This window comes from Methylophilus sp. Leaf414 (genome assembly GCF_001425425.1).
Classification (GTDB): Bacteria; Pseudomonadota; Gammaproteobacteria; order Burkholderiales; family Methylophilaceae; genus Methylophilus.
Map to the genome: position 1 here is coordinate 89,195 of NZ_LMQQ01000005.1, position 23,100 is coordinate 112,294.

General features: G+C 48.4%; 27 protein-coding genes. 21 read left to right on the forward strand and 6 right to left on the reverse strand.

Going from position 1 to position 23,100, the window contains the following annotated elements:
- The first annotated feature begins 97 nt into the window (after window positions 1-97).
- From purM to ASG24_RS13020, 6 genes are all read left to right on the forward strand, one after another.
- Window positions 98-1,144, forward strand: coding sequence for a phosphoribosylformylglycinamidine cyclo-ligase (gene purM / locus ASG24_RS12995; protein ID WP_055828814.1), 1,047 nt, complete (start codon window positions 98-100; stop codon window positions 1,142-1,144).
- Window positions 1,144-1,842, forward strand: coding sequence for a DUF3108 domain-containing protein (locus ASG24_RS13000; protein WP_055872116.1), 699 nt, complete (start codon window positions 1,144-1,146; stop codon window positions 1,840-1,842). The genes purM and ASG24_RS13000 overlap by 1 nt, the downstream gene beginning before the upstream one ends.
- A 27-nt stretch (window positions 1,843-1,869) precedes the next feature.
- Window positions 1,870-2,946 (forward strand): DUF3108 domain-containing protein, encoded by a 1,077-nt coding sequence (locus ASG24_RS13005; protein ID WP_235562423.1) that lies wholly within the window; start codon window positions 1,870-1,872, stop codon window positions 2,944-2,946.
- A gap of 30 nt (window positions 2,947-2,976) precedes the next feature.
- Window positions 2,977-4,281 (forward strand): RsmB/NOP family class I SAM-dependent RNA methyltransferase, encoded by a 1,305-nt coding sequence (locus ASG24_RS13010; RefSeq protein WP_055872117.1) that lies wholly within the window; start codon window positions 2,977-2,979, stop codon window positions 4,279-4,281.
- Between the two features lie 170 nt (window positions 4,282-4,451).
- Window positions 4,452-5,696, forward strand: coding sequence for a dicarboxylate/amino acid:cation symporter (locus ASG24_RS13015; protein WP_055872118.1), 1,245 nt, complete (start codon window positions 4,452-4,454; stop codon window positions 5,694-5,696).
- 7 nt (window positions 5,697-5,703) lie between these two features.
- Window positions 5,704-6,231, forward strand: a complete 528-nt coding sequence (locus ASG24_RS13020) for a GNAT family N-acetyltransferase (protein WP_055872119.1) — start codon at window positions 5,704-5,706, stop codon at window positions 6,229-6,231.
- A 216-nt stretch (window positions 6,232-6,447) separates the two neighbouring features.
- Here ASG24_RS13020 and ampD read toward each other — a convergent pair whose 3' ends face one another.
- A complete protein-coding gene (gene ampD, locus ASG24_RS13025; RefSeq protein ID WP_055872120.1) occupies window positions 6,448-7,005 on the reverse strand; it encodes a 1,6-anhydro-N-acetylmuramyl-L-alanine amidase AmpD in 558 nt (185 codons plus the stop codon).
- Window positions 7,006-7,130: 125 nt separating this feature from the next.
- Here ampD and ASG24_RS13030 point away from each other — a divergent pair, with 125 nt between their 5' ends.
- Complete coding sequence (locus tag ASG24_RS13030) at window positions 7,131-8,141, forward strand: sodium:calcium antiporter (protein ID WP_055872184.1); 1,011 nt, start codon at window positions 7,131-7,133, stop codon at window positions 8,139-8,141.
- An 88-nt stretch (window positions 8,142-8,229) separates the two neighbouring features.
- On the opposite strand, the gene ASG24_RS13035 is transcribed toward ASG24_RS13030, so the two are convergent.
- Together ASG24_RS13035 and ASG24_RS13040 are read right to left on the reverse strand one after the other, a co-directional pair.
- The gene (locus tag ASG24_RS13035) at window positions 8,230-9,735 is read right to left on the reverse strand and encodes a sigma-54 dependent transcriptional regulator (protein ID WP_055872121.1); all 1,506 of its coding nucleotides are present in this window, start codon (window positions 9,733-9,735) and stop codon (window positions 8,230-8,232) included.
- On the reverse strand, window positions 9,736-11,349 hold the full coding sequence (locus ASG24_RS13040) for a PAS domain-containing sensor histidine kinase (protein WP_082488111.1): 1,614 nt from the start codon (window positions 11,347-11,349) through the stop codon (window positions 9,736-9,738).
- A gap of 276 nt (window positions 11,350-11,625) precedes the next feature.
- On the opposite strand from ASG24_RS13040, the gene ASG24_RS13045 reads away from it, so the two are divergent.
- From ASG24_RS13045 to ASG24_RS13055, 3 genes are read left to right on the forward strand one after another with little or no spacing between them, the layout of a single operon-like run.
- On the forward strand, window positions 11,626-12,210 hold the full coding sequence (locus tag ASG24_RS13045; RefSeq protein WP_055872123.1) for an RNA polymerase sigma factor: 585 nt from the start codon (window positions 11,626-11,628) through the stop codon (window positions 12,208-12,210).
- A complete protein-coding gene (locus tag ASG24_RS13050; protein WP_055872124.1) occupies window positions 12,207-12,578 on the forward strand; it encodes a DUF3619 family protein in 372 nt (123 codons plus the stop codon). Before ASG24_RS13045 ends, ASG24_RS13050 begins: the two co-directional genes overlap by 4 nt.
- A gap of 48 nt (window positions 12,579-12,626) precedes the next feature.
- Window positions 12,627-13,136: a DUF3106 domain-containing protein gene (locus ASG24_RS13055; RefSeq protein ID WP_082488112.1), complete on the forward strand. Its 510-nt coding sequence runs from the start codon at window positions 12,627-12,629 to the stop codon at window positions 13,134-13,136.
- An 80-nt stretch (window positions 13,137-13,216) separates the two neighbouring features.
- Here ASG24_RS13055 and pbpG read toward each other — a convergent pair whose 3' ends face one another.
- A complete protein-coding gene (gene pbpG / locus ASG24_RS13060; RefSeq protein WP_055872185.1) occupies window positions 13,217-14,293 on the reverse strand; it encodes a D-alanyl-D-alanine endopeptidase in 1,077 nt (358 codons plus the stop codon).
- A gap of 185 nt (window positions 14,294-14,478) precedes the next feature.
- Between pbpG and ASG24_RS13065 the strand changes: the two genes are divergently transcribed.
- Window positions 14,479-14,892, forward strand: a complete 414-nt coding sequence (locus tag ASG24_RS13065) for a glycine cleavage system protein H (RefSeq protein WP_235562424.1) — start codon at window positions 14,479-14,481, stop codon at window positions 14,890-14,892.
- A 20-nt stretch (window positions 14,893-14,912) separates the two neighbouring features.
- On the opposite strand, the gene ASG24_RS13070 is transcribed toward ASG24_RS13065, so the two are convergent.
- Window positions 14,913-15,107, reverse strand: coding sequence for a hypothetical protein (locus ASG24_RS13070; protein ID WP_055872125.1), 195 nt, complete (start codon window positions 15,105-15,107; stop codon window positions 14,913-14,915).
- Between the two features lie 130 nt (window positions 15,108-15,237).
- On the opposite strand from ASG24_RS13070, the gene ASG24_RS13075 reads away from it, so the two are divergent.
- The 7 genes from ASG24_RS13075 to ASG24_RS13105 all read left to right on the forward strand — a co-directional run bounded on the left by ASG24_RS13075 (window position 15,238) and on the right by ASG24_RS13105 (window position 20,531).
- Complete coding sequence (locus ASG24_RS13075) at window positions 15,238-15,501, forward strand: FmdB family zinc ribbon protein (protein WP_055872126.1); 264 nt, start codon at window positions 15,238-15,240, stop codon at window positions 15,499-15,501.
- A gap of 18 nt (window positions 15,502-15,519) precedes the next feature.
- A complete protein-coding gene (locus ASG24_RS13080) occupies window positions 15,520-16,119 on the forward strand; it encodes a DUF502 domain-containing protein (RefSeq protein ID WP_055872127.1) in 600 nt (199 codons plus the stop codon).
- Between the two features lie 31 nt (window positions 16,120-16,150).
- Entirely contained in the window at window positions 16,151-17,941 is a 1,791-nt protein-coding gene (aspS, locus tag ASG24_RS13085) for an aspartate--tRNA ligase (RefSeq protein ID WP_055828775.1), read from the forward strand.
- Window positions 17,942-18,027: 86 nt separating this feature from the next.
- Window positions 18,028-18,543, forward strand: a complete 516-nt coding sequence (locus ASG24_RS13090) for an adenine phosphoribosyltransferase (RefSeq protein ID WP_055872128.1) — start codon at window positions 18,028-18,030, stop codon at window positions 18,541-18,543.
- A gap of 79 nt (window positions 18,544-18,622) precedes the next feature.
- Window positions 18,623-19,054 carry a VOC family protein gene (locus tag ASG24_RS13095; protein WP_055872129.1) on the forward strand — a complete coding sequence of 144 codons (432 nt, stop codon included), beginning with the start codon at window positions 18,623-18,625 and terminating at the stop codon, window positions 19,052-19,054.
- A 141-nt stretch (window positions 19,055-19,195) separates the two neighbouring features.
- Window positions 19,196-19,984 (forward strand): quinoprotein dehydrogenase-associated SoxYZ-like carrier, encoded by a 789-nt coding sequence (locus tag ASG24_RS13100; protein ID WP_055872130.1) that lies wholly within the window; start codon window positions 19,196-19,198, stop codon window positions 19,982-19,984.
- Between the two features lie 127 nt (window positions 19,985-20,111).
- The gene (locus ASG24_RS13105; protein ID WP_055872131.1) at window positions 20,112-20,531 is read left to right on the forward strand and encodes a secondary thiamine-phosphate synthase enzyme YjbQ; all 420 of its coding nucleotides are present in this window, start codon (window positions 20,112-20,114) and stop codon (window positions 20,529-20,531) included.
- Window positions 20,532-20,637: 106 nt separating this feature from the next.
- Here the strand turns inward: ASG24_RS13105 and ASG24_RS13110 are convergent, their stop codons facing one another.
- Window positions 20,638-21,069: a CBS domain-containing protein gene (locus ASG24_RS13110; RefSeq protein ID WP_055828763.1), complete on the reverse strand. Its 432-nt coding sequence runs from the start codon at window positions 21,067-21,069 to the stop codon at window positions 20,638-20,640.
- 111 nt (window positions 21,070-21,180) lie between these two features.
- On the opposite strand from ASG24_RS13110, the gene ASG24_RS13115 reads away from it, so the two are divergent.
- From ASG24_RS13115 to ASG24_RS13125, 3 genes are all read left to right on the forward strand, one after another.
- A complete protein-coding gene (locus tag ASG24_RS13115) occupies window positions 21,181-21,693 on the forward strand; it encodes a MarR family winged helix-turn-helix transcriptional regulator (RefSeq protein WP_055872132.1) in 513 nt (170 codons plus the stop codon).
- Between the two features lie 27 nt (window positions 21,694-21,720).
- The gene (locus tag ASG24_RS13120; RefSeq protein WP_055872133.1) at window positions 21,721-22,098 is read left to right on the forward strand and encodes a nuclear transport factor 2 family protein; all 378 of its coding nucleotides are present in this window, start codon (window positions 21,721-21,723) and stop codon (window positions 22,096-22,098) included.
- An 82-nt stretch (window positions 22,099-22,180) separates the two neighbouring features.
- Complete coding sequence (locus ASG24_RS13125) at window positions 22,181-23,089, forward strand: DMT family transporter (protein WP_055828754.1); 909 nt, start codon at window positions 22,181-22,183, stop codon at window positions 23,087-23,089.
- Window positions 23,090-23,100 lie beyond the last annotated feature (11 nt).

The window sequence follows — 23,100 nt, forward strand, 5'->3', positions numbered from 1 at the left end:
ATTATACTGAATTTCGTGGATGTAACACGCTTTGTTGCAATATCCATGAATTTATATTGAATTAAATATTCATAGCATAGAAAGAAACGAGAGTACTTTGACGACTTCTTCTGATAAAACTTCAGTCACTTACCGCGACGCCGGTGTGGATATGGAAGCTGGTGATGCGCTGGTCGAGCAGATTAAGCCATTTGCCAAACGCACCATGCGCCCGGAAGTCATGGGCGGCATTGGCGGCTTTGGTTCATTGTTCGCCATGCCGAAAAAATTCAAGGAGCCCATTCTGGTTTCCGGTACTGACGGTGTAGGTACTAAACTCAAACTGGCATTCCAACTCGACAAGCATGACACCGTAGGTATCGATCTGGTAGCCATGAGTGTGAATGACATTCTGGTGCAGGGCGCCGAGCCGCTGTTTTTCCTCGATTATTTTGCCTGTGGCAAACTGGAAGTTGGCACGGCCGCCGCCGTGATTAAAGGGATTGCCCAAGGTTGTGAAGAATCCGGCTGTGCATTGGTCGGTGGTGAAACTGCCGAAATGCCGGGCATGTATCCGGCGGGTGAATATGACCTGGCAGGGTTTGCGGTTGGTTGTGTCGATAAAGCCAATATCATTGATGGTTCTACCATCAAAGCAGGTGATGTGATTTTGGGCCTGGCTTCCAGCGGCGCGCATTCCAATGGCTATTCTCTGATCCGCAAACTGATTGAACAATCTGGCATTGATATGGAATCAGACTTCCATGGCCGTAAATTCAAAGATGTAGTGATGGCACCAACCAGGCTGTATGTGAAATCCGTGCTCAAATTGCTGGAAACCTTGCCGGTCAAAGGCATGGCGCATATCACCGGCGGTGGCATTACTGAAAATATTCCACGCGTGTTACCTGAAGGTCTGACGGCAGAAGTGCAAAAATCGAGCTGGACATTGCCACCGCTGTTCCAATGGTTGCAGGCTCAGGGCAATATCGCTTCAGTGGAAATGTACCGTACCTTTAACTGTGGTATTGGCATGGCCATCATCGTTGCTGCCGAACATGCCGAGCAGGCACAAACTGTATTGGCTGGTTCAGGTGAAACGGTATACCGCATTGGCCAGATTCGTACGCAACAGGCTGGCGAAGCGCCGACTGTGGTGGTGTAATGAATCCGATTCGCTTACAGCATAGGGTCGTCAGCGGGCTGGCGGCACTATTGTTTGTTGCTTCCGCGAATTTATCTGCAGCGCCCAAGCAGCTCACCCTCAAGTATGACCTGCTCCAGCAAGGCGTTACTATAGGTAGTGTCAAAGACCAACTGACGGTGACCGGTAATAAATATCAGATCGACTCACTGGCCGAAGGTAAAGGTATTTACAAGCTGATGGGTGAGCGCACACTCTCAAGCCAGGGCGATGTGGCCCAAAATACGTTACGCCCTGCACATTTTGAATCCCGTCAATCCAAACATCCTGATAAAGCTTTGATCAGTGATTTTGACTGGGGCAAAAAAGTACTCAATATGCAGGTGAAAGGCGAAAAGGAAACGGAGAAGCTGGAGAAAGGTACCCAGGATTTATTAAGTATATTGTATTGCTGGATGTGGCAACCGCCAAAAGGCAAGCAGGTGAAGTTGTTGATCAATAATGGTAAGAAACTATCGCCACACACATTTGTAGTAAGTGAAGAAAAGACACCGTTGGAAACCGAGGCTGGTAGATTTAATGTGATCAAACTGGAAGACAGCGAGGGTGAAAAAACGCTTTATCTGGCCAAGGACAAAGGTTATCTGCCAGTAAAGTTAGTCGTGCAGGATGACGGTAAACGCATGGAACAAGTGATCATCAGCATCACTGGCCAATAACGGGTATTCTCCACATCGGGAAAGCGCGTGATTAACACACAAGGCCTGCGAAAATGGATACGGCAACACGTCTCCTGGCGATTAGGGTTGGCGTTATGCGTATCCTTGCTTGTGCATGTGCTGCTTGTGAAGGAGGTTGCCTGGCAAAGCTGGTTTTCAGGCGAAGAGCCGCCACCAACCTTGTTAAGTGCGCAGCTGGAAGCCGCGCCAGTCAAGCCGCCGGTCAAAGCACCAGTCAAAGCTGTAGCCAAAGAAAAGCCACCGGTAACCAAGTCTGAACCAGCGCCAAAAGCTATTCCAGTTGAAGATCCACCAGAACCTGTGGCCGAATCTCCTGTTGCATCGCAACCCGCAGAAATGAGCGAACAGGACACAGCGCAGGCAGAAGAAGCCCGGCAGGCAGAAATTGCCGCCTGGCATGAAACTGATAGTGCCATCGCAGAGCCGGATGCGGCGCTACCGCCGCCTTATCAGCGGGTAAGTACTGAGTATGCGGTGTTTGTAAATGGCGAAAAGCAGCCTGCGGGCAGCGCAAAAATAGATTATGCGCAGGAGCCATCCGGCCAATACAGCCTCCGCTGGGTGGTTGAAGGGCGTGGTCTGTTAAAATTGCTCTACCCGACGCTGGAGCAACAAAGCCGCGGTGACATTGGCCCACATGGGTTAAAACCGCATTTTTACCGTTATGCGTTTGGCAGCAAGGCGGACAAAATATATGAAGCGACTCTGGATTGGGAAACCAATTTCATCACCCTGAAAACGTCCAAGGGCGAGCAACGGCTGGACCTGCCACGTAACACACAGGATATCCTCAGCTTTATGTACCAGTTTATGTTTGTGCCGCCATTGCAGGAAATGCATATTGCACTCACCAACGGGCGACGCCTGAATACCTACCAATACGAGTTTGAGGGTGAAGATTCGATGGTGATCGCTGACCAGGCCATTCAAACGGTACACATAGCGCATACCCGTGGCGAGACCGACGAAAAAATTGAATTATGGCTGGCGAGCGATTACCGCTATGTGCCAGTCAAGATCAGAAAACAGGAAAAAAACGGCATGGTGATTGAGCAAGTCGCCACACGTTTGATCACTGAATAACGCAAGACGTAACATATTTGAAAGACATTTATGAATTCCACCCTAATGCGCCAAACGGCGGCTTTATTAAACGACATGCTGCAGTTCGAAAGCCCGGCCGATGGCAAACTCAGTGAGTTTTTTCGCCAGCATAGGGAGCTGGGCACTAAAGAGCGTGCCTGGATCGCTGAAACCGCCTATGGTGTATTGCGTCGCTATCGCTACTTGCGCGAAATCAGCATCACAGAGCCTGATGAACAGGAAGACACGCGTAAATTGATCCTGGCCTATCTGATCAAGATCGAAGGCAAAAGCATACGCGACCTCGACGAGATGCTAGACGAGCGCCAAAAAGAATGGGCGGTGCAAATTAAAAGCAAAACCAGCGAAGGGTTTGCGCCCGCCATTCTGGCCGATGTACGCGACTGGTTCTGGGACAAACTGGTGGCGCAATACGGCGAAGCCGAAGCCATGACCATCTGCCGCAGCATGTTCGATCAAGCCAGCCTGGATTTACGCGTTAACACTATCAAAGCTACCCGCGAAGAAGTACTGGCACGCATGCTGGCGGAAAATACCGTTAAAGACAATGTCATTACTACCACGCCATATTCGCCAGTCGGTATTCGCATGGGCTCACGCCTGAATATCGGCAAACATATTCTGTTTACCGAAGGCAAGATTGAGGTGCAGGATGAAGGCAGCCAATTGCTGAGTTACCTGGTTGCCCCAAAACGCGGGCAAATGGTGGCTGATTTATGCGCAGGCGCTGGTGGCAAAACGCTTGCGCTAGGCGCATTGATGAAAAACACCGGTCGCTTGTACGCGTTCGATGTTTCTGAAAAACGCTTGAATAATTTAGGTCATCGCTTGAAACGCAGTGGATTGTCCAACCTGCAGGCGCAGCTGATCAACAACGAAAATGATTTAAAACTCAAACGCCTGAACGGCAAGTTTGACCGTGTGCTGGTGGATGCGCCATGTAGCGGCTTGGGGACTTTACGCCGCAACCCGGATCTGAAATGGCGCCAAACCGAGCAGGACGTATCCGAGTTAAATGTAAAGCAAACCAATATTCTGGCGCGTGCAGCCAAACTGTGCAAAACCGGTGGCCGCGTGATTTATGCGACGTGTAGCCTGTTGCGTGATGAAAACGAGTCGATCGCCGAAGCATTTCTGCAAGCGCATCCCGACTTTAAGTTGATCCCTGCCAGTCAAGTATTGGCGCAGCAAAACATTGAACTGGATACTGGTGAATACCTGAAACAACTGCCGCATTTGCATGGGACGGATGGCTTTTTTGCGGCGGTATTTGAGAAGGCGGGTCAAACAACCGAGGTTGCAAAGGATTCTTGATTAGAAAACACTATAAGCTGCTGAAGCATCAATTAGATAGGGCTTAGCAGCTATCTTTGTCCCAGTAGATTAGAGGCAGCAATCAATCAGCAATAGACGACTGGGACATGTCAACACTACTTTTTTGAGTTATTCTTAATCCACGATTGATTAATTCTTAAAGCATAGAAATGACAAAACTGACTCTGAATCTGCAAATACTCATCGCTGCGTTGCTGGGTATTGCCGGGGGGTGGGCGATGCATGGCTTGCCCGCACATTCAGAAACACTAAAGTGGAGTCTTTACGCCACCAATCTGGTCGGTACGCTGTTTATAGACTTACTCAAAATGGTGATGATCCCGCTGGTGTTTTGTGCCATTGTGACCGGGATCGCCAATCTGCGGCAGCATAGTCAGATTAACCTGGTGTGGAAAACCACCCTCCTTTTCTTTGCCACCACAACCATCATTGCAGTGGTCATCGGTATTAGTGCCAGCCAGATTTTCAAACCGGGCGAAGGCTTGCATCTGGCCATGTTTGCCGATGCAATGCAGCAGTTTGAATCTAGACAAATGACTTTGCCCGAGTTTTTCACCCAGTTTCTGCATGGCATTTTCATGAACCCTTTCAAAGCGCTGGCTGATGGCAATATTCTCGCTATCGTCGCTTACGCATTGTTGCTGGGTATTGCGCTGGTGATGGCTTCAGACCGCTATCCGCAATTGCTGGGTTTGTTTGAAGAAGGCATGCGTTTATCCATGCAAATGATAGGTTGGATCATGCGCCTGGCACCGTTCGGGATTGGTGCCTTGCTGTTCAAGCTGGTAGCCACACAGGATTTGAGCCTGTTTACCACCTTGGCCAAGTTTATGCTGGTGGTCACCGGTACGACTTTGCTGCATGGGCTGGTCGTGTTGCCTGCTTTATTATTCCTGATCACCCGCAAGCGGCCGTGGTGGTTTTTGCGCAATGCCAAAGAAGCCTTAATCACTGCTTTTGCGACCAGCTCGAGCAATGCCACCATGCCGGTGACCATGCGCTGCGCCACGCAAAATATGCAGGTGAAACCTGAGATTGCCGGGTTCGTCGTGCCGCTAGGGGCAACAGTGAATATGGATGGCACCGCCTTGTACGAAGCCGCTGCTGCATTGTTTGTCGCGCAACTGGCAGGGATTGACTTGTCGCTTGGTCAGCAACTGGTGGTGTGTTTCACTACCATGATTGCAGCCATGGGCGCGCCTGGCATCCCAAGTGCCGGGATGGTCACCATGGTGATGGTATTGCAAAGTGTAGGCTTGCCCGCGGAAGCGATTGCGATATTATTGCCCATAGACCGCTTGCTCGATACGGTCAGAACCGCTGTTAACGTGGAAGGCGATATGATAGGCAGCTTGGTGGTACAAAACGTGACTGAATCCCATTCTTCGAGCTAAACCATCCATGTTAGAACAACGCGTAGCCCAGGTTTCAGATACTCCCGTCATTTGCGCATTGGTCAATGCTGCTTATCGCGGAGAGACTAGTCGCGCTGGATGGACCACAGAAGCCGATTTACTCTCCGGTGTGCGCACCAGTGAGCGCACCATCCAGGCGCTGATTGAAAGCCAGGATGCCTGTATTTTGCTAGGTGAAGAAGCTGGTGGGGTAGTGGCTGCTTGTATTTGCCTGGAACGGCATGCGGATTCCGCGGAGATGGTGCACTTGGGTATGATTGCTGTTTCGCCTTTATTGCAGAATCGTGGGTATGGGAAAACCATGATACGGGCAGCGGAAAAACTGGCAAAAGCACAGTGGGAGGCACAGCGGGCGGAAATGATGGTGATCAGCCTGCGGAAGGAGTTGATTGAATTTTATCAGCGGCTGGGATACCAGGCGACTGGGGAGACGGTGCCGTTTCCGCATCAGCCGGATATGTGGCAAGCGCAGGTGGAGAATATGCAGTTGATTGTTTTGCAGAAGGTGTTGTGAATTATAAACCTGCCTGTAAATTGAATGCTTTTCGATGCTTAGTCATCGAACGTTACTTCTAAAACACCACTCATCTCGGAAAGTAAGGAGCCCTGCAAGGGAGAGTCTAGGTAAAAGTTAATGCTGAGCTTAGTTTCAAAAGGAATAAGCTCGTACTTTCTGGAAGTTCTAGTAATTCATTCCTCGAATATTCACCATAAGACAATGCTGGTACGACTAGCTGGATGGTGTAATCCGCTGCCAATTGAAAAAAGGACCGGGGTCGGTTTTACGCCCTGGCGCAATCTCTGAATGGCCAACGATATGCTGGATTGGGTAACGTTTTTTTAATGCGTCAATCAGCGCTTGCAAGGTCAGATACTGCGCGTCTTCGAATGCGCATTCGTCACTGCCTTCAAGCTCTATACCAATAGAGAAATCATTACAGCGCTCTCTGCCCTCCCATGAGGAAACGCCTGCATGCCAGGCGCGTTGCGCACAGCTGGCAAATTGTATTAATTCACCTTCACGGCGGATCAGGAAATGCGACGACACTTTCAGATGCGCAATCTCTGCATAGTACGGATGCTCATTGGCATCCAGCTGGTTGGTAAATAGCTGGATAACTCCCGGACCGCCAAATTCGTTTGGAGGCAGACTGATGTTATGGATGACAATCATGTCTATGCTGGTACCAGCAGGACGCTCATCCGTATTGGGTGAGTTTATGATCAGGCATGGGCTGGCCATGCCTTGGGTATCAATTTCAATCGGGGATGAAAGCGCAGGCAACATGCCAACATTGTAGGTGAATTTGTGCGAATTGCGTTATGATTCCGCCCGCAACCACAAGTTTGTCATTCCATGCCGCATTGGCGGAGGCTGCATGGAAACTGATTGCCGCCAGGACAGGAACGAGCATGGTTTTCTTACAGTTGTTATTAATGTTGGTGGTGATACTGATTGCCGCAGAAGTGTTTACCAATGCACTGGAGCATTTGGGTGAACGCCTCGGTATTTCAGAAGGTGTGACTGGCTCTATTTTTGCTGCAGTTGGCACGGCTCTTCCTGAAACATTGGTGCCCCTGCTGGCCATTTTCTCTTACACCTCCTCAACGGGCGATAGCCATGCCGGTCATGATATCGGCATAGGCGCAATTCTGGGCGCTCCACTGATGCTGGGTACACTCTCAATCAGCTTGATGGCTTTGTCGGTATGGAAAAGACGCGGCAGCAGTGGGCATATTCGTCCCGAGCGCACTGGCCTGGTCCGTGACCTGAATTTCTTTATCCTGGCATTTATATTTGCAACGATTGCCATGTTTGTGCCGCATACGGAAGCGATAGTGCGGTATGCGATCAGCATACTGATGGTACTGATCTATTTTGTTTATGTGTTGATGACCATTAAAGCCTCTAGAGGGTTGGTCGAGGAAGGCCACGCTACCGAGGCTGAAGACATCATGATGCTTTCCAAGCTTGGCCTGCCAACCAATATTGTAACTATCGTAGTACAGTTGCTGATTGGGTTGGGATTGCTGATTGCGGGTGCCAAAGGCTTTATCAATGAAGTGGAAACCGCAGCAGCGATTCTTGGTGTATCAGCGCTATTGTTGTCACTACTGGTTATCCCGATTGCCACCGAACTACCGGAAAAAGTAAACAGCATTATTTGGATACGCAAAGGTAAAGATACACTGGCGTTCGGTAATATTACCGGCGCCATGGTGTTTCAAGGCACCTTGTTGCCCGCAATCGGTATTATGCTGACAGATTGGGCGCCACGACAGGAAGTCGCTTTGGGGATTTTGATTACACTGCTGGCGGCGGTTTGGTTACGTTACCGGGTTGCCAAAGGTGGTTTGCTGGTATGGCACTTGTTGGTCAATGGTCTGTTGTATTTAATTTACCTGGCGATTGTTCTGAATTAGGACCATGTTTTACAAAAGATTAAGGCCCTGTGAAGGGCCTTAATCTTTTTAAACGGCTAATTTACCAGTCTCAACTTCGGCTTAAATCTTAATCCTCTTCATTTTCTACGTCTTCAATATCCTGTTCTTTAGATAAACCAAGTTTGGATAATCGATAACGTAAAGTACGGAAACTGATACCCAGCAATTTGGCAGCAGCCGTTTTGTTATTATTAGTTTTTTCAAGTGCCTGCAAGATGGTCCGTTTTTCAATATCCTCGAGATAATCTGACAAGCTGACATCCATAGGCAGCATGGTATTACTTGCATTGGCTGGTTTAATCGCGCTGTCACCAGCTAATGCAGCCTCGGTGCGTGGAGAATGGTATATAGACGAATCGACATTTTCTTCGGCAGCAGCGGGCGAGTGCCATGGCAACACTGGTTTGTCACTTAACACTACCGGTGGCATGTCCTCCAGCGATAAATCCTCAATCGCGATGGTAAGTCCATCACATAATGCCAGCGCGCGTTCCAGCATGTTTTCCAGCTCACGTACATTGCCATGAAACTGTAGCTGCTGGATATACACTTTGGCTTCAGGCGCAATAGCGGGTTTGCTGATATTCTGGTTCTGGCAGAGTTTAGCTAACAAGCGTTCAGTGAGTTCCGGAATATCCTCCGGCCGTTCGCGCAGGGATGGCATTTTGAGCTGAATCACATTCAGGCGGTAATACAGGTCTTGCCTGAATTCGCCTTTTTCCATCATGGCGTTCAGGTTTTTGTGGGTGGCAGAAATGATGCGCACATCAACCGTTTCTTCAATGGTGCTGCCAACTACACGTACTTTTTTCTCCTGGATTGCCCGCAATAATTTTACCTGCATGGCTAGCGGTAAATCAGCCACTTCATCCAGAAATAAAGTACCGCCATTGGCGGCTTGAAACAGGCCTTGTGTATCCTGTATGGCGCCGGTAAATGCCCCTTTTTTATAGCCGAAAAATTCGCTTTCCATCAGGTTTTCCGGGATGGCGCCGCAGTTGACGGCAATAAAGGCCTGGTCCTTGCGCGAGCTGTTCTGGTGGATAAGTCTGGCCGCAAGTTCCTTGCCGCTGCCGGATTCGCCACTGATGTAGACAGGTGCTTGGCTACGCGCCAGTTTCGCAATCATCGTGCGCACATAGCTCATGGCTGGAGATGCACCAATCAGGTCTACGGTATTGGCACCATTCGATTCTTTTTGCGAAGAAAGCTTAAGTGCAGATTCCACCAATGGGCGTAATTGTTTCAGTGAGATCGGTTTGGTAATGTAGTCAAATGCACCGGCTTTTAGTGCCGAAACTGCATTCTCGGCACTACCATAAGCGGTGATCACCGCCACCGGTAACCCCGGGAATTGTGCATTGATATGCTGCACCAGTTCCAGCCCCAATCCATCCGGTAAACGCATATCAGTCAGGCATAAGTCATAGCTGAAGGAGTGCAGCATGTGTTTGGCGTCAGTGACATTGCTCGCGCTCTCGGCCTGTATGCCCATGCGCTCAAGGGTCAACACGACTAATTCACGGATATCGGTTTCGTCATCGACTACCAGACAGCGATAGGAGTTTGCCATTTAAACGATTACCTTCTTAATAGTCAGTGAAAATTGAGTGCCGTTTGTATTGCTTGAATAATCTAGTTTGGCGCCATTTGCTTCTGCAAGTTCACGCGCTATAAATAATCCCAGGCCGGTACCGGTTTTTTCCGTGGTCATAAACGGCTCGAACAAATGCGGCTGGATTTTTGGATCGATGCCGCTGCCATCATCTTTAATCAACACATGAATGAACTGGCCGCTTTTATCCCCAGTGACTTTGAGTTGCAGGCTACGTGGCTGTTGCTTGCTGTGACGCCATCCATTTTTACATAAATTCCATAATATCTGATTGATATGTCTGCGATCAAACATCACCATGCCGTGTTTTTCCGGAATGCTGAGCGTGAAGGCGGCAGGGTCAATTTTTTCCACGGCACAAAACTGCTGGTAAAACTCCTGCATAAAGTTTTTGATGTTGAATTGTTCCTGGTTGGTTCTGTCACGACGATTCAGTTCCAGTACATCTTTAATGATTTGGTCCAGGCGCTGCACATTATCCGAAATAATTTGCAGCATGCGCTCTGTGCCAGGATCAACCGAATCTTCCTGCAATAGTTGGGTGGCATGGCTGATAGCACTTAAAGGGTTGCGGATTTCGTGCGCAATATTGGCGGTTAATCTGCCCAGGGCTGCCAGTTTGACCTGGTGTGCCTGGGTTTGGATTTGTGACCAGTCTTCAATAAAAATCACCACGCCATTGTCCATATTTTCCGAAATGGCATGAAAGCGGATGCCTAGGTCCCGATTATTAATCGTAAGTTTGGTGGCATCCTGTGATATCGGTCTGTTGGCTGGCGATGAGTGCAAAAGTTGAGTGATGGCAGGGGTCAGCATACTCAATGTTGCCTGCGATTTTACGATCTCCTGGCACTGGCTATCTTCCAGCCCGAGTAATTTGCAAGCCTGCAAGTTGTAATGTTTCAGGCGCTGATGCTGATCAATCACCAGCACGCCATTGGGCATTTCCTGCGTAATCAGCGCATTTGTCCGCGCCAGCTGTTCAATATCCTGACCACGTTCAGTGGCCAATTTTTCACTGCTCTGCATGCGTGAGGTCAGTGTTTGCGCCAGCCATGCCGTGGCAAAACAACTTAATGAAAGCAGCACAGAACTGCTGTAATCATTGTAACTACCATTTTGCAGGCTATGCTTTAATACTTGGTGCGTGTTTTCGAGCAGGATACCTATCGTGGCTATCGCTGCATAAAACATGGCAAAGCGGCCATCGCTGATAAGCCCGGCGAAGATAATATTAATGATGAGCAATAGACCAATACCACTTTGGCCATCCTGTAGAAAATGCATCATCACGACAATAAATACAATATCCAGGCTGGTTTGCAGTTTTAACGTGAGCCCGCTTTTAGACTGAAGATGCCTGAAGCTGAAGCTGACGGTCAGTGCATAAAAGAAAAATACGACCAGTATCCAGAACACAAAAGCAGGAGCCTGAAAGGTGTACTTGAAATACGGCCATAGCTGGCTGCCCAGCAACATGCCCGAAGCACACAGTCGATACAGGCTGTACAGTCTGAGATGCTGTAAGTCTGGCGCTTTTTCTGGCTGAGGCGTACTCATTGCTGCGACCATCGTGCAGTTTCCTGAAACCATGGTTTAACGATCAAGGCATGTGAGCGCATGCCTTCGTTTATAGGTAATTCTTTTTTGATTGTCATGAGGTGAGCCATACTTTTGCAGCCATCAAGCCTTATTCTATCAGTAATAAAATTAAAACTGATATACTCCAATCGACAGGGAGATAAACGATGCCTATTTCTTTGACCGCCAAAAAAATAATCATGAATGCGGCGAATAACGGGCATCGGCGAGTGGAAACTTTGATTATCTCGGGGATTAGGAACCGTAGTGGCGAGTGCGCAAGAAATATCAGATTTTTTACGTCAGATTGAAAAACGGGCGTTCAGGCAAACGGCTTATGCTGTGCGCGATGACCACGCCGCACTGGACATAGTTCAGGACGCGATGCTGAAATTGGCAGATAAATATGCCAACAAGCCCATTGCTGAATACCCCATGCTATTTCAACGCATTCTGCAAAACACTACCCGTGATTATTGGCGTCGGCAAAAAGTCCGCAATTTATGGACTTCTTTGTTTTCTTCCTTTGGTCCGCAGGATGATGAAGAGTTTGATCTGCTGGAAACAATAGATGTTGAAGGTGCCGACAATAATCCTGCAGACCAGCTCGAGCGCTCGCAAACCATGATTCTGATAGGAAAAGCGTTAGAAAAGTTACCAGCACGTCAACGAGAAGCATTCGTATTGCGTTATTGGGAAGAGTTGGATGTCGCCGAGACTGCGGAAGCCATGGGTTGTTCGCAAGGAAGTGTGAAAACGCATTGTTCCAGAGCGGTTAGCGCCATGTCCCAGTTCTTGGAACAAGCTGGTCTCGGTGGTCAGAAGTTGCAAAAAAGAGGAGTAAAGTCATGAGCAATCAACGTCATCCGGAAGACGACTTGCCATTGCCTCTACGTGAATGTGTGGATTTATTGAAAAATGATGTTACGCCACTATCCGTGGAGGTTGAGGCACGATTAACCAAAGCCAGGCAAGATGCCTTAAGGCGCTTTGCCGAAACCAAACAAACATCACCAATGATTGGCGATATCTTGTCCTGGGCGTCATTCGGCCACCCGCGCATGCTGGGTGCAGCCGCGTTATCTGTTTGTCTTGTAGTTACCATGTTGTTGATATCTAACCAGCATAACGATGATGCTTTGTTACTGGGTGCAGATTTGCCGGTGGAAGCTTTTGTCGATAATGGGTTTGAGCCCTGGCACTATTCAGAACACATTTAAAGTAAAGCTTTGGTTATTAGGTTTAAATTAATGGAACAATGAGAAGTGATGCGAAATCATTCATTTGTATTAGGGAGTGTGGTGTTGTCTTTGGGAGTCGCTGCAAGCGCACTTTCAGTGCAGGCTGGTGATCTCAATTCACGTCCGGCATTATTGGCAATGGCCGATATTGGCGCGATCAAGAATGATCTGTCGCCAGATGATCCTGCTGCCAATGTTACCTGGGCGCAATTAACTGATCAGCAACGCTTGGTGCTGGCACCTTTGAAAGGCGAATGGGATACCCTACGCCCATGGCAACGCGAAAAAATGCTGGATATTGCCCATCAATACCCGAAAATGGATGCCCAGAAACAGCAGCGCGTTCAGAAGCAGCTAGTGAAGTGGAGTCGCATGACGCCTTATGAACGGGAAAATGCACGTAAGCGTTATCAGCAGTTCCAGAGTCTGAGCCCTGAGAAAAAAGAAGTGCTGCGTAAACAATGGAAAGAGCATCAGCGCAAAGCCGCAGCCAGCGAAGGGTATGACCCGGAGTTTGACGGCGCCGAGCCTAATTAAGGTTTGTGTATGACGTAAAAAAGCCCACATTACTTGCGGGCTTTTTTGTTGCTTGTGCTTAGGTAGTGACTACGATCAGCTCAGTTAGCTTCTTCCCCCAGCGTTTTGCTCATCGATAAGCCTGTCAGCACGATGTCGCCGCGACCATCATTATGCGAGGTTAATGTATTGGAGTTGTGCTCCATCCATTTTTTAATCCGTTTCGCATCACCGATACGCGTCAATTTGCCGACAGAATCCAGTAAGACCAGTATCAATGGTTCACCCGCAATCGTTGCCTGCATCACCAAACAGCGGCCTGCTTCACTGATGTAGCCGGTTTTTGAGAGCCCGATTTCCCAGCTGCTGCGTGAACTTTCCCTCACCAATGCATTGGTGTTATGGAAATGCAGTGGTTGCCTTCTGTGTACATTCAAGTCGTAATCAGAAGTGGTCGTGATCTGGCGGATTGTCGGGTATTGATACGCTGCATGTACCATTCTTGCCAAGTCCATCGCGGTAGAAACGTTGTTGCTGTTCAGTCCTGTGGAGTCCTCGAAATGGGTATTCATCATGCCCAAACTTGCGGCTTTGGCATTCATATCCTGAATAAAACGCTGTTTTCCACCCGGATAATGGGTTGCCAACGCTGATGCGGCACGGTTTTCAGAAGCAATGAGTGCCAGGTTCAGCAAATCTTCCCTGGTCATGGTGGTGCCTACCGGCAAACGTGAAGAAGTACCTTTAAGGTAATCGACGTCCATTTCGGTAATCGAAACTTCTTCCGCCAGGTTAAGTTTCGCATCCAGAACGACCATCGCAGTCATCAGTTTAGTGACTGACGCTATTGGAGTAGGGGTGTCCAGGTTTTTGGAGTAAATAATTTCGTGCGTGTTCTGGTTCATCACCAGCGCTTTGGTCGAAGCAATTGCCAGATTGCTGTTGCTAGACTTGCCTGTGAAAGAGTCAAACATCTCTGCATCAACAGCAGGTTTTGAAACTTTTCTTGCATGCGCCCTGACTTTGGCCGGACGCATCGCTCTGGTTTTGTTTGGATTAACGCGATATTCGGATGAAACGCGCGGGCTGTATTTCTTCTGGGTACTAGAAACCGATTGTTTTTTCGATGGGGATTTTGCAATCGCTTGGCCTGCTGGCGCAAATGCAATCGAACTCACCAGTAAAACTTTAAGACAATGCTTGAAAAAACTCATGATCTACCTTCCAGAAACCAGTTTTATTATTGCCCAGTTATTATTCAGAGTCAATCACTTATCGCAATTTTCTATTGTAAAAAATTAAAGCTTTACAACTGCTAATGTGACAGCGCTACCTTAATAAGCATTGGTCGGAATAATAGTCTATGGCACAATTATTATCACCTAATTTTTCTTTTTTAAAACTTATGTCAACAGGCTTGAAATACCTCTTTTCTAAAGAACACACATGGGCGGCACAATCAGAGGATGGGTCTTGGCTGGTTGGTGTGAGCGATTATGCGCAAAATATGCTGGGTGACGTGGTGTTTATAGACCCGCCAAAAGTCGGTCAGGCCGTGAGCCAATTTGAAGTGTGCGGGCTGATTGAATCAGTAAAAACCGGTTCCGATATTTATGCGCCGTTGACTGGTGTTGTGCAGGCGATAAACGAGGATGCGTTGGCATCCCCGGAAAAAGTGAATGATCATCCTTATACGACCTGGCTTTTCAAGCTCGAGCCAAGTGCTGACGGTGCTGAAGTGTTGCTGGATCAAGCCACTTACGAAGCGCAAGTTTAATCAGCCGGTCTGGCCGCTGATTATTTAATCCGGCGAATAGTCAGCGTTGGTTCAGCATACAAAATATCCGTAGCCAGTGCTGAAAAGCTACGGGTTTTTAACGGCACACTATTGAGCGTCAGGCGTTGGTGATGTGCATTCAGGTCGCGGCTAACTAAACCCAGAAAGATAAACAGGCTGGAAAGTGCTGCCATTTTAAAGCTTGTTTGTTGCATGCATGAGTCCTTAAAGTCTTTTTAATTCAATTACATCGCCGCCGTTTTGATGTTTTGCAGCTTGAATAATGTATAATTTGCCGCTTAATAAATCTTTTTCAGCAAGTTGTCCTTTGGGTTGCGTTTACATATGCCTATCTACGATTTCCAATGTAGCGAATGCGGATATCAGCAAGAGCTGATGCGCAAAGTTTCTGCACCTAGTGTGGATACCTGTCCACAATGTCAAAAAGAGACCTTTTCTAAAAAAGTGTCTGCGCCGAATTTCCAGTTAAGTGGCAGTGGCTGGTATGCCACTGACTTCAAAGGCGGCAGTAATTCAAGTGCCAGTAAAGCTGCAGAGCCCGCTTCTACAGAAGGTGCCAAGTGCGCTGCTGGCTGCGCCTGTCATTAAAAGCAAATAGCTGACACCATGAAAAAATACTTCATCACGGGCTTGCTGGTACTGGTCCCCTTATTTATTACGGTCTGGGTGCTTAAAACTTTAGTGCAAACGCTGGACCAGAGTTTGTTTTTGCTGCCTGCTGCCTGGCGTCCGGAAGCCTTGCTGGGCGTGGATATCCCCGGCTTTGGCGTGATATTGACGGTAGCGATTGTGCTGGCGACCGGCCTCGTAGCGACGAATATTTTTGGCCAGCAACTGATTGAACTTTGGGAAGGTTTATTAATCCGGGTCCCGGTGGTGAAATCTATCTATTCCAGCGTCAAACAAGTGTCTGATACCCTGTTTTCTGATTCTGGTAATGCATTCCGCCAGGCGTTATTGATTGAGTATCCGCGTCAGGGCGTATGGACGATTGCCTTCCTGACCGGCACGCCGGGTGGCGATGTTGCCAATCATCTAAAAGGTGAATATGTCAGCGTCTATGTGCCAACCACGCCTAACCCGACCTCGGGTTTTTTCCTGATGCTGCCGAAAGCAGACGTGATCACTCTGGATATGAGTGTAGATCAAGCCTTGAAATACATTATCAGCATGGGTACAGTGGCGCCTTTGCCAAAACAGCACTAACCGCAACCCTTTCAACTTTATAAAAACTATTATGATGCGTACACATTACTGCGGCCATTTGAACCGCGAACATATCGGACAAACTGTGACACTGTGTGGCTGGGCCCATCGCCGTCGCGACCATGGCGGTGTGATTTTTATTGACCTGCGTGACCGTGAAGGCCTGGCGCAAATCGTGATCGACCCGGATACCAAAGAAGCGTTTGCCATTGCAGAAACCGTCCGTAACGAGTTTGTGCTGCGCGTGGTCTGTAAAGTGCGTGCCCGTCCTGAGGGTACTGTGAACAGCAATTTGCCTACCGGTGAAGTGGAAATGCTGGCAAGCGAGATTGAAGTGCTGAACCCTTCATTGACGCCACCGTTTATGCTGGATGACGATACCCTGACCGAAACTGTGCGCCTGGAGCATCGTTATATCGATCTGCGCCGCCCGGCCATGCAGAAAAACCTGATGCTGCGTTATAAAGTGGCAAAAAACCTGCGTGACTACCTGGATGAAAACGGCTTTATAGAAGTTGAAACACCAATGCTGACACGTTCTACACCAGAGGGTGCGCGCGACTACCTGGTGCCTTCGCGTGTACATCACGGCCAGTTCTTCGCCTTGCCGCAATCGCCGCAATTGTTCAAGCAATTGCTGATGGTGGCGGGTTTTGACCGTTATTTCCAGATTACCAAATGTTTCCGTGACGAGGATCTGCGCGCAGACCGTCAGCCGGAATTCACACAGGTCGATATCGAAACTTCATTCCTTGAAGAAAACGACATCATGGACCTGGTGGAAGAAATGATCCGCCGCATGCTGAAAAAAGTACAGGATGTGGATCTGCCAGCGCAATTCCCGCGCATGCCTTTCAGTGAAGCGATGAACCGTTACGGTTCAGACAAGCCGGATATGCGGGTTACGCTTGAAATCACTGAGCTCAGCGACGTGATGAAAGATGTCGATTTTAAAGTGTTTGCCGGTGCTGCCAATATGACAGGTGGCCGTGTAGCGGCGATTCGCGTCCCTAACGGCGCGGCCATCAGCCGTTCTGAAATCGATGCGTATACCGAATTCGTCAAAATTTACGGTGCAAAAGGCCTCGCTTACATTAAGATCAATGACATTACCAAGTTGAACGAGGAAGGTCTGCAAAGCCCGATTGTGAAAAACATTCACGTCAATGCGCTGCAAGCAATTATTGAACGTACTGGCGCCCAAAATGGCGATATCGTTTTCTTCGGGGCTGATAAAGCCAAGATCGTCAACGAAGCATTAGGCGCATTGCGTACCAAAGTCGGCCACGAAAAAGGCCATGTCGATGGTCGCCAGTGGGCACCATTGTGGGTGGTTGATTTCCCGATGTTCGAGCATGATGAAGAAGGTGATCGTTGGGTTGCGCTGCACCATCCGTTTACTGCCCCTAAAGATGGCCATGAAGACTTGCTGGTCAGCAATCCTGGCGCTTGCCTGTCCAAGGCTTATGATATGGTGCTGAATGGCTGGGAAGTGGGTGGCGGTTCTGTGCGTATCCATAAACAGGACGTGCAATCGAAAGTATTTGATGCATTGAAAATCAGCAAGGAAGAAGCACAAGAGAAGTTTGGTTTCCTGCTGGATGCATTGCAATACGGCGCGCCTCCGCACGGTGGTTTAGCCTTTGGTTTGGACCGCCTGGTAACCTTGATGACCGGGGCCGAGTCTATCCGTGACGTGATTGCTTTCCCGAAAACCCAGCGCGCGCAGTGCCTAATGACCAATGCGCCAAACGAGGTGGATGAGAAGCAGTTGCGCGAATTACATATTCGCGTACGTCAGCAAAATACTGCTACCAGTTGATGATGGGTATGCTTGCATGGTTTTCTGCAAGCGCTCAGTAAGTTCAAGCGCGTCCTCAGGGCGCGTTTTTTTATTGCAAGGTGATTATGTTTGAGTCTTTGATCCGCACTATTCCCGATTATCCCAAAGCAGGAATCCAGTTTCGTGACATCACGACACTGCTACAGGATAAACAAGGGTTTTCCGCAGCGATTGATCGATTGAGCAAACAATTTGAACAGCACACATTTGACAAGATAGTGGCGATGGAAGCGCGAGGCTTTATTATCGGCGCAGCGCTGGCAGTCAAACTGGGTATTGGTTTTGTGCCTGCACGCAAGCCTGGCAAGTTACCATGGGCTACCGTTTCGCAAGCTTACACCCTGGAATATGGTATAGATACATTAGAAATGCATGAAGATGCGATCAAGCCTGGTGAGCGTATCCTGCTGGTGGATGACCTGATAGCAACCGGTGGCACCGCGCTGGCGGTGGTAACGCTTGTCCGGCAGTTGGGTGGTGTGCTGGAACAGGCCGCCTTTGTGATTGACCTGCCCGAACTGGGCGGCATGAAACAATTGGCGAATGCTGGTGTGCAGGGATTTGCCTTATGCCAGTTCTGATTGCGTTGCATTAAGTTTTGTACGCAAGAAATTTTGTACTATAGTTGCCGACTGTAATCATTTTTTTCATAAGGTAATCATGCCGTTAACCGAAATCAATCATGTGAATTTCCGCTCTGATCGCGACACCATGCACAAGCTGCGTGATTTTTATTGCGATGTGCTGGGGCTAACGGTAGGCAAACGCGTTGCCAGTACCACCTATGGTTATTGGCTATATATTGGCAATAACGACGTGATTCACCTGGCCGAATATAAAACTGCCGAAGCGCCGAAGCTGCATGTGCATGGCACTTTCGACCATGTTTCATTTACCTGTACCGATATGCCGGAGATGGAGGCGCGCCTGAAGACCTATTCGCTGGAATACACTACTCGCACATTGGCCAATGGCATACAGCAAATTAACCTGCGCGACCCTGCCGGCAATGGCGTAGAGCTGAATTTTGAAGAGTATGCTGACCCTGATTATGAGATGCGTCCTTCTGGCGATCCAAGCAAACAGGCGTAACTATTAGAAATACTTGTAAGCATTAAAGTGTGATGAGTATCACATATTCAAGTTGTGTTTCCGGAGCAGAATGGCTTTCATGGCGTTGATATAAACAATTTGAAATAAATAATAAGCTAGACACGAGACATGGGGAATCAAATGAAAAGATTAAGGATATTGGTAATAGCATTGTCGGCACTTTGCTTGAGCACATTTGCGCAAGCTGAAGCGGATCCTAAACTATGGGCAGTTGTGAAAGAGGCATTTTTTCCTAAACGGGATATTCAGGAGGTGGACTTCCTGAAAATTGAAGCGCCTAAACGCGCAGAGAGTGGAGCGCAAGTGCCGGTTACTTTCACTTATGACAAAGCGGCCGCGAATGGCGTTGATCTTAAGAAGTTATATGTGATAGTCGATGCCAATCCGATTCAGTTAGCTTCTACTTATCATTTGACCGATAGCTTGAATGGTTTTCACATGGCCACCCGAATCCGGCAAGAAACAGATTCTTACGTGCGCTTGATTGGCGAAACTGCCGATGGCAAGTTATACATGGCAAAACGTGAAATTCGCGCAGCTGGTGGCTGTGGCGGTACGGTGGACAATAACGAATCTGAAGTGCGTGCCGCCGCTGGTAAAATCAAACTGAATGTCGATGCGCCCAAAATGGGTGAAACAGCCACCGCTACTTTTAATATCAGGCACGTCATGCGCACAGGTTTACAGCGTGACCTGGTTTCACAAGGGTATGTGCCGGCTTTTTATATCAATAAGACGACATTTACCTACAACGGTAAAGAGTTGATGACAGTAGATGTAGGTGTGGGTACCAGTGAAGATCCATATATGAAATTCAGCTTCGTGCCTGATGCGCCAGGTAAACTGGAAATAGTCGCCACCGACAATGAGGGTAAAACTTTTACGCAAAGCGTTGATGTGCACAGCTAAATTACATAACGGGTTAATAAAGGGTCTCGAATGAGGCCCTTTTTTTGCTTTTATGGTTTGCATTCTTCAATCGCTGGAGTTTATCTGTAAATGTTAAAATAAGGGTATCGGAATCTGGAGAATAAGTATGAAAAGTTTTCGCAAAGAGTTGTGGTTTAACATTCCGGCACGGATGGATTTTAAAAACATCACAGAAGATGTCATCGCCTGCGTACGCGAAAGTAAAGTCAAAGAGGGGTTGGTGCTGATCAATGCCATGCATATTTCTGCCAGTGTATTTATCAATGATGATGAGCGCGGCCTGCATCACGATTACAAAGTCTGGCTGGAAAAACTGGCACCTCACGAACCTGTGAGTGGGTATCGCCACAATGATACCGGTGAAGATAATGCCGATGCACATATCAAGCGCCAGATCATGGGCCGAGAAGTGGTAGTCGCTATCACTGAAGGCCAGTTAGATTTTGGCCCATGGGAACAGATTTTTTACGGTGAGTTCGATGGCCGTCGCAACAAGCGTGTGTTGATCAAGATTATTGGTGAATAAGGCAGCGTAGCCTTTAAATAGAGCGTTAAAAATAATGCCGCCAAATCAGGGCGGCATTATTTTTATATTGGCTTTAATTGCTCGTGAAATCAGGGAAAGCGCTGATTCAACTATGAATATAGCTTTCCAGCTGTTTAATCAGCTCCTGCTGATAGCTGATAGTTTCTTTCAAAATATCGCCAATCGATAACATGCCCAACATTTTCCCTTTATCCACCACTGGCAAGTGCCGGAAGCGTTTTTCCAGCATGGTGTTCATGGCGGATTCCACCAGTTCGTCAGGTTTCCCGGTGATGACTTTTTGCGTCATGACCTCGCCAACGTCTGTCGTTTTTGATGAGCGGCCTTTGAGGATAATCTCGCGCGCATAATCCCGCTCAGAGAAAATACCGACCAGCTCGCCATCCTTGATGACAGCCAGTGCGCCAATTTTGTATTCTGAGAGAATAACCAGGGCGTCATACACCGGCCTGTTAGGGGCAATGCTGATGATCCCCTGGTGAGTTTTCTGATTGAGTACTTGCTGAAGAGTCTTCATCACTTCCTCCTATCATGATCACAAATATCTAAATATACACCGATGGTAGCCTGAGTAAAATCTTTCATTACGCTTGACATAATTAGGAAGCTAACTATAATGATCCTAATTATGTTGCAACTCAGAGATCTTCCTACCCAAGAAGTATTGCAGCGATTTGCTGAAAGGTATCCTGCTGCCGACGTCACTGCGATTGCCAGTTTTTTGATGTTGCTCAGGGTGGCAACCGATTTGTCGGTCGCACTAGATGCCTGTTTGACCAAACATGACTTGCTGCAAGGGCGCTGGTGGGTGCTTATTTTGCTGATGCGCGAGCAGGATTTAACGTGTATGCCTTCTGTGCTGGCAGAAAAAATCGGGGTCACACGCGCAACCATGACCGGTTTGCTGGATGGTCTGGAACAAGGCGGATTAGTGCAGCGTATTTCTGCACCACAAGACAGGCGCAGTGTGCAGGTCAAATTGACAGCAGCTGGTCAGGCCAAGCTGGATGCGGTGATGCCGGATTATTACACCCGCTTGCGTTTATGCATGCAGGGCTTGTCGGAAAACCAGCGTAGTGATCTGCAAACTATTTTAGGCGTGATAGACCAAGGAATGTCCGCCTGGGATTTCAATCAGTAATTCATAGTATTTTTAAAGGAGTAAAAGATGGCGACTACAGTAGAGACTTTAACCACATTGAATACGCAATTTGACGCCGCATTCAATAGCAAAAACACCCAGGCAATTGCAGCATTGTATACAGAAAACGCCATTGTACTGCCGGCACCAGCAGGCGAGCCAGTGAAAGGCCGCCAGGCAATCGCAGATTTCTTTGGTGGTTTGATCCAGGCCGGCGTCATCGAACACGCACTGACAATGAAAGATGCAGTCGTCACAGAGTCATTGGCAACGCAAACAGGCAACTGGGCGGGCGCCATGGTCGGTGAAGATGGTGTCAAACAGCAATTTGGCGGTAATGTGCAAGTCGTTTTCCAAAAACAGGCTAACGGCCAGTGGCTGGCAGTGACGCATATCTGGAACTAATCCAATCAGGTTAATTATGCGCTGCCAGCTGGTGCTTAATAAACCTGACTCTCTCAAGCTATATTCACTACGAATAAACAGTATGGATCAATTAGTCAAACAGCGTTCTCAGGCGCTCACCGCCTTATTAGTGCTCGCCATTATCTGGGGCTATAACTGGGTGGTGATGAAAAGCGCTCTGCATTATGCGGGGCCTTTCCAGTTTGCGGCCATGCGCACCTTTTTTGGTGCGCTGGTGTTGTTTCTGGTGTTGTATGTGACACGCCGGTCCATGCGACTTACCGAGTTCCCGACCATGCTGGTATTGGGTATATTGCAGAATGTAGGATTTACTGGTGTGTTAATGTGGGCGCTGGTTGAGGGCGGCGCCGGTAAAACAGCGGTGCTCACTTACACCATGCCTTTCTGGACATTATTGTTCGCGTGGCCACTATTAGGTGAGCGTGTGCATGGCTGGCAATGGCTGGCTGTGATTTCCGCCGTGCTCGGCATGATATTTATTTTTGATCCACTACATATCCGCGCCGATGCTTTCAGCATGACACTGGCAGTGATTTCCGGTATTTCCTGGTCATTGTCGGTCATCATGACTAAAAAATTGCACAGGCGTCATCCGGACCTGGATTTAATCAATCTCACCGCGTGGCCAATGTTGCTGGGCTCGTTGCCGATGATCGCGATTGCTTTCCTGGTACCTGCGCCGCCCATTATGTGGGAACCCTATTTGATAGGCGCAGTGTTGTTCAATGTGATTCTCTGTGGCGCATTCGCCTGGCTGCTATGGCTGTTTGCCCTGCAAAGGCTGCCAGCAGGTGTAGCGAGCATGGGCTCCATGCTGGCGCCGGTGATAGGCGTGATTGCAGCCTGGATACAACTTGGTGAAGTCCCGGATGCAATGGAGTCTATCGGTATGGTATTGATTGCATTTGCGCTGCTGGTGATTTCGTGGGTCACTATTCGCGAGCAGCCAAAACCTGTGAAAGCCATATAAAAAAGCCCGCA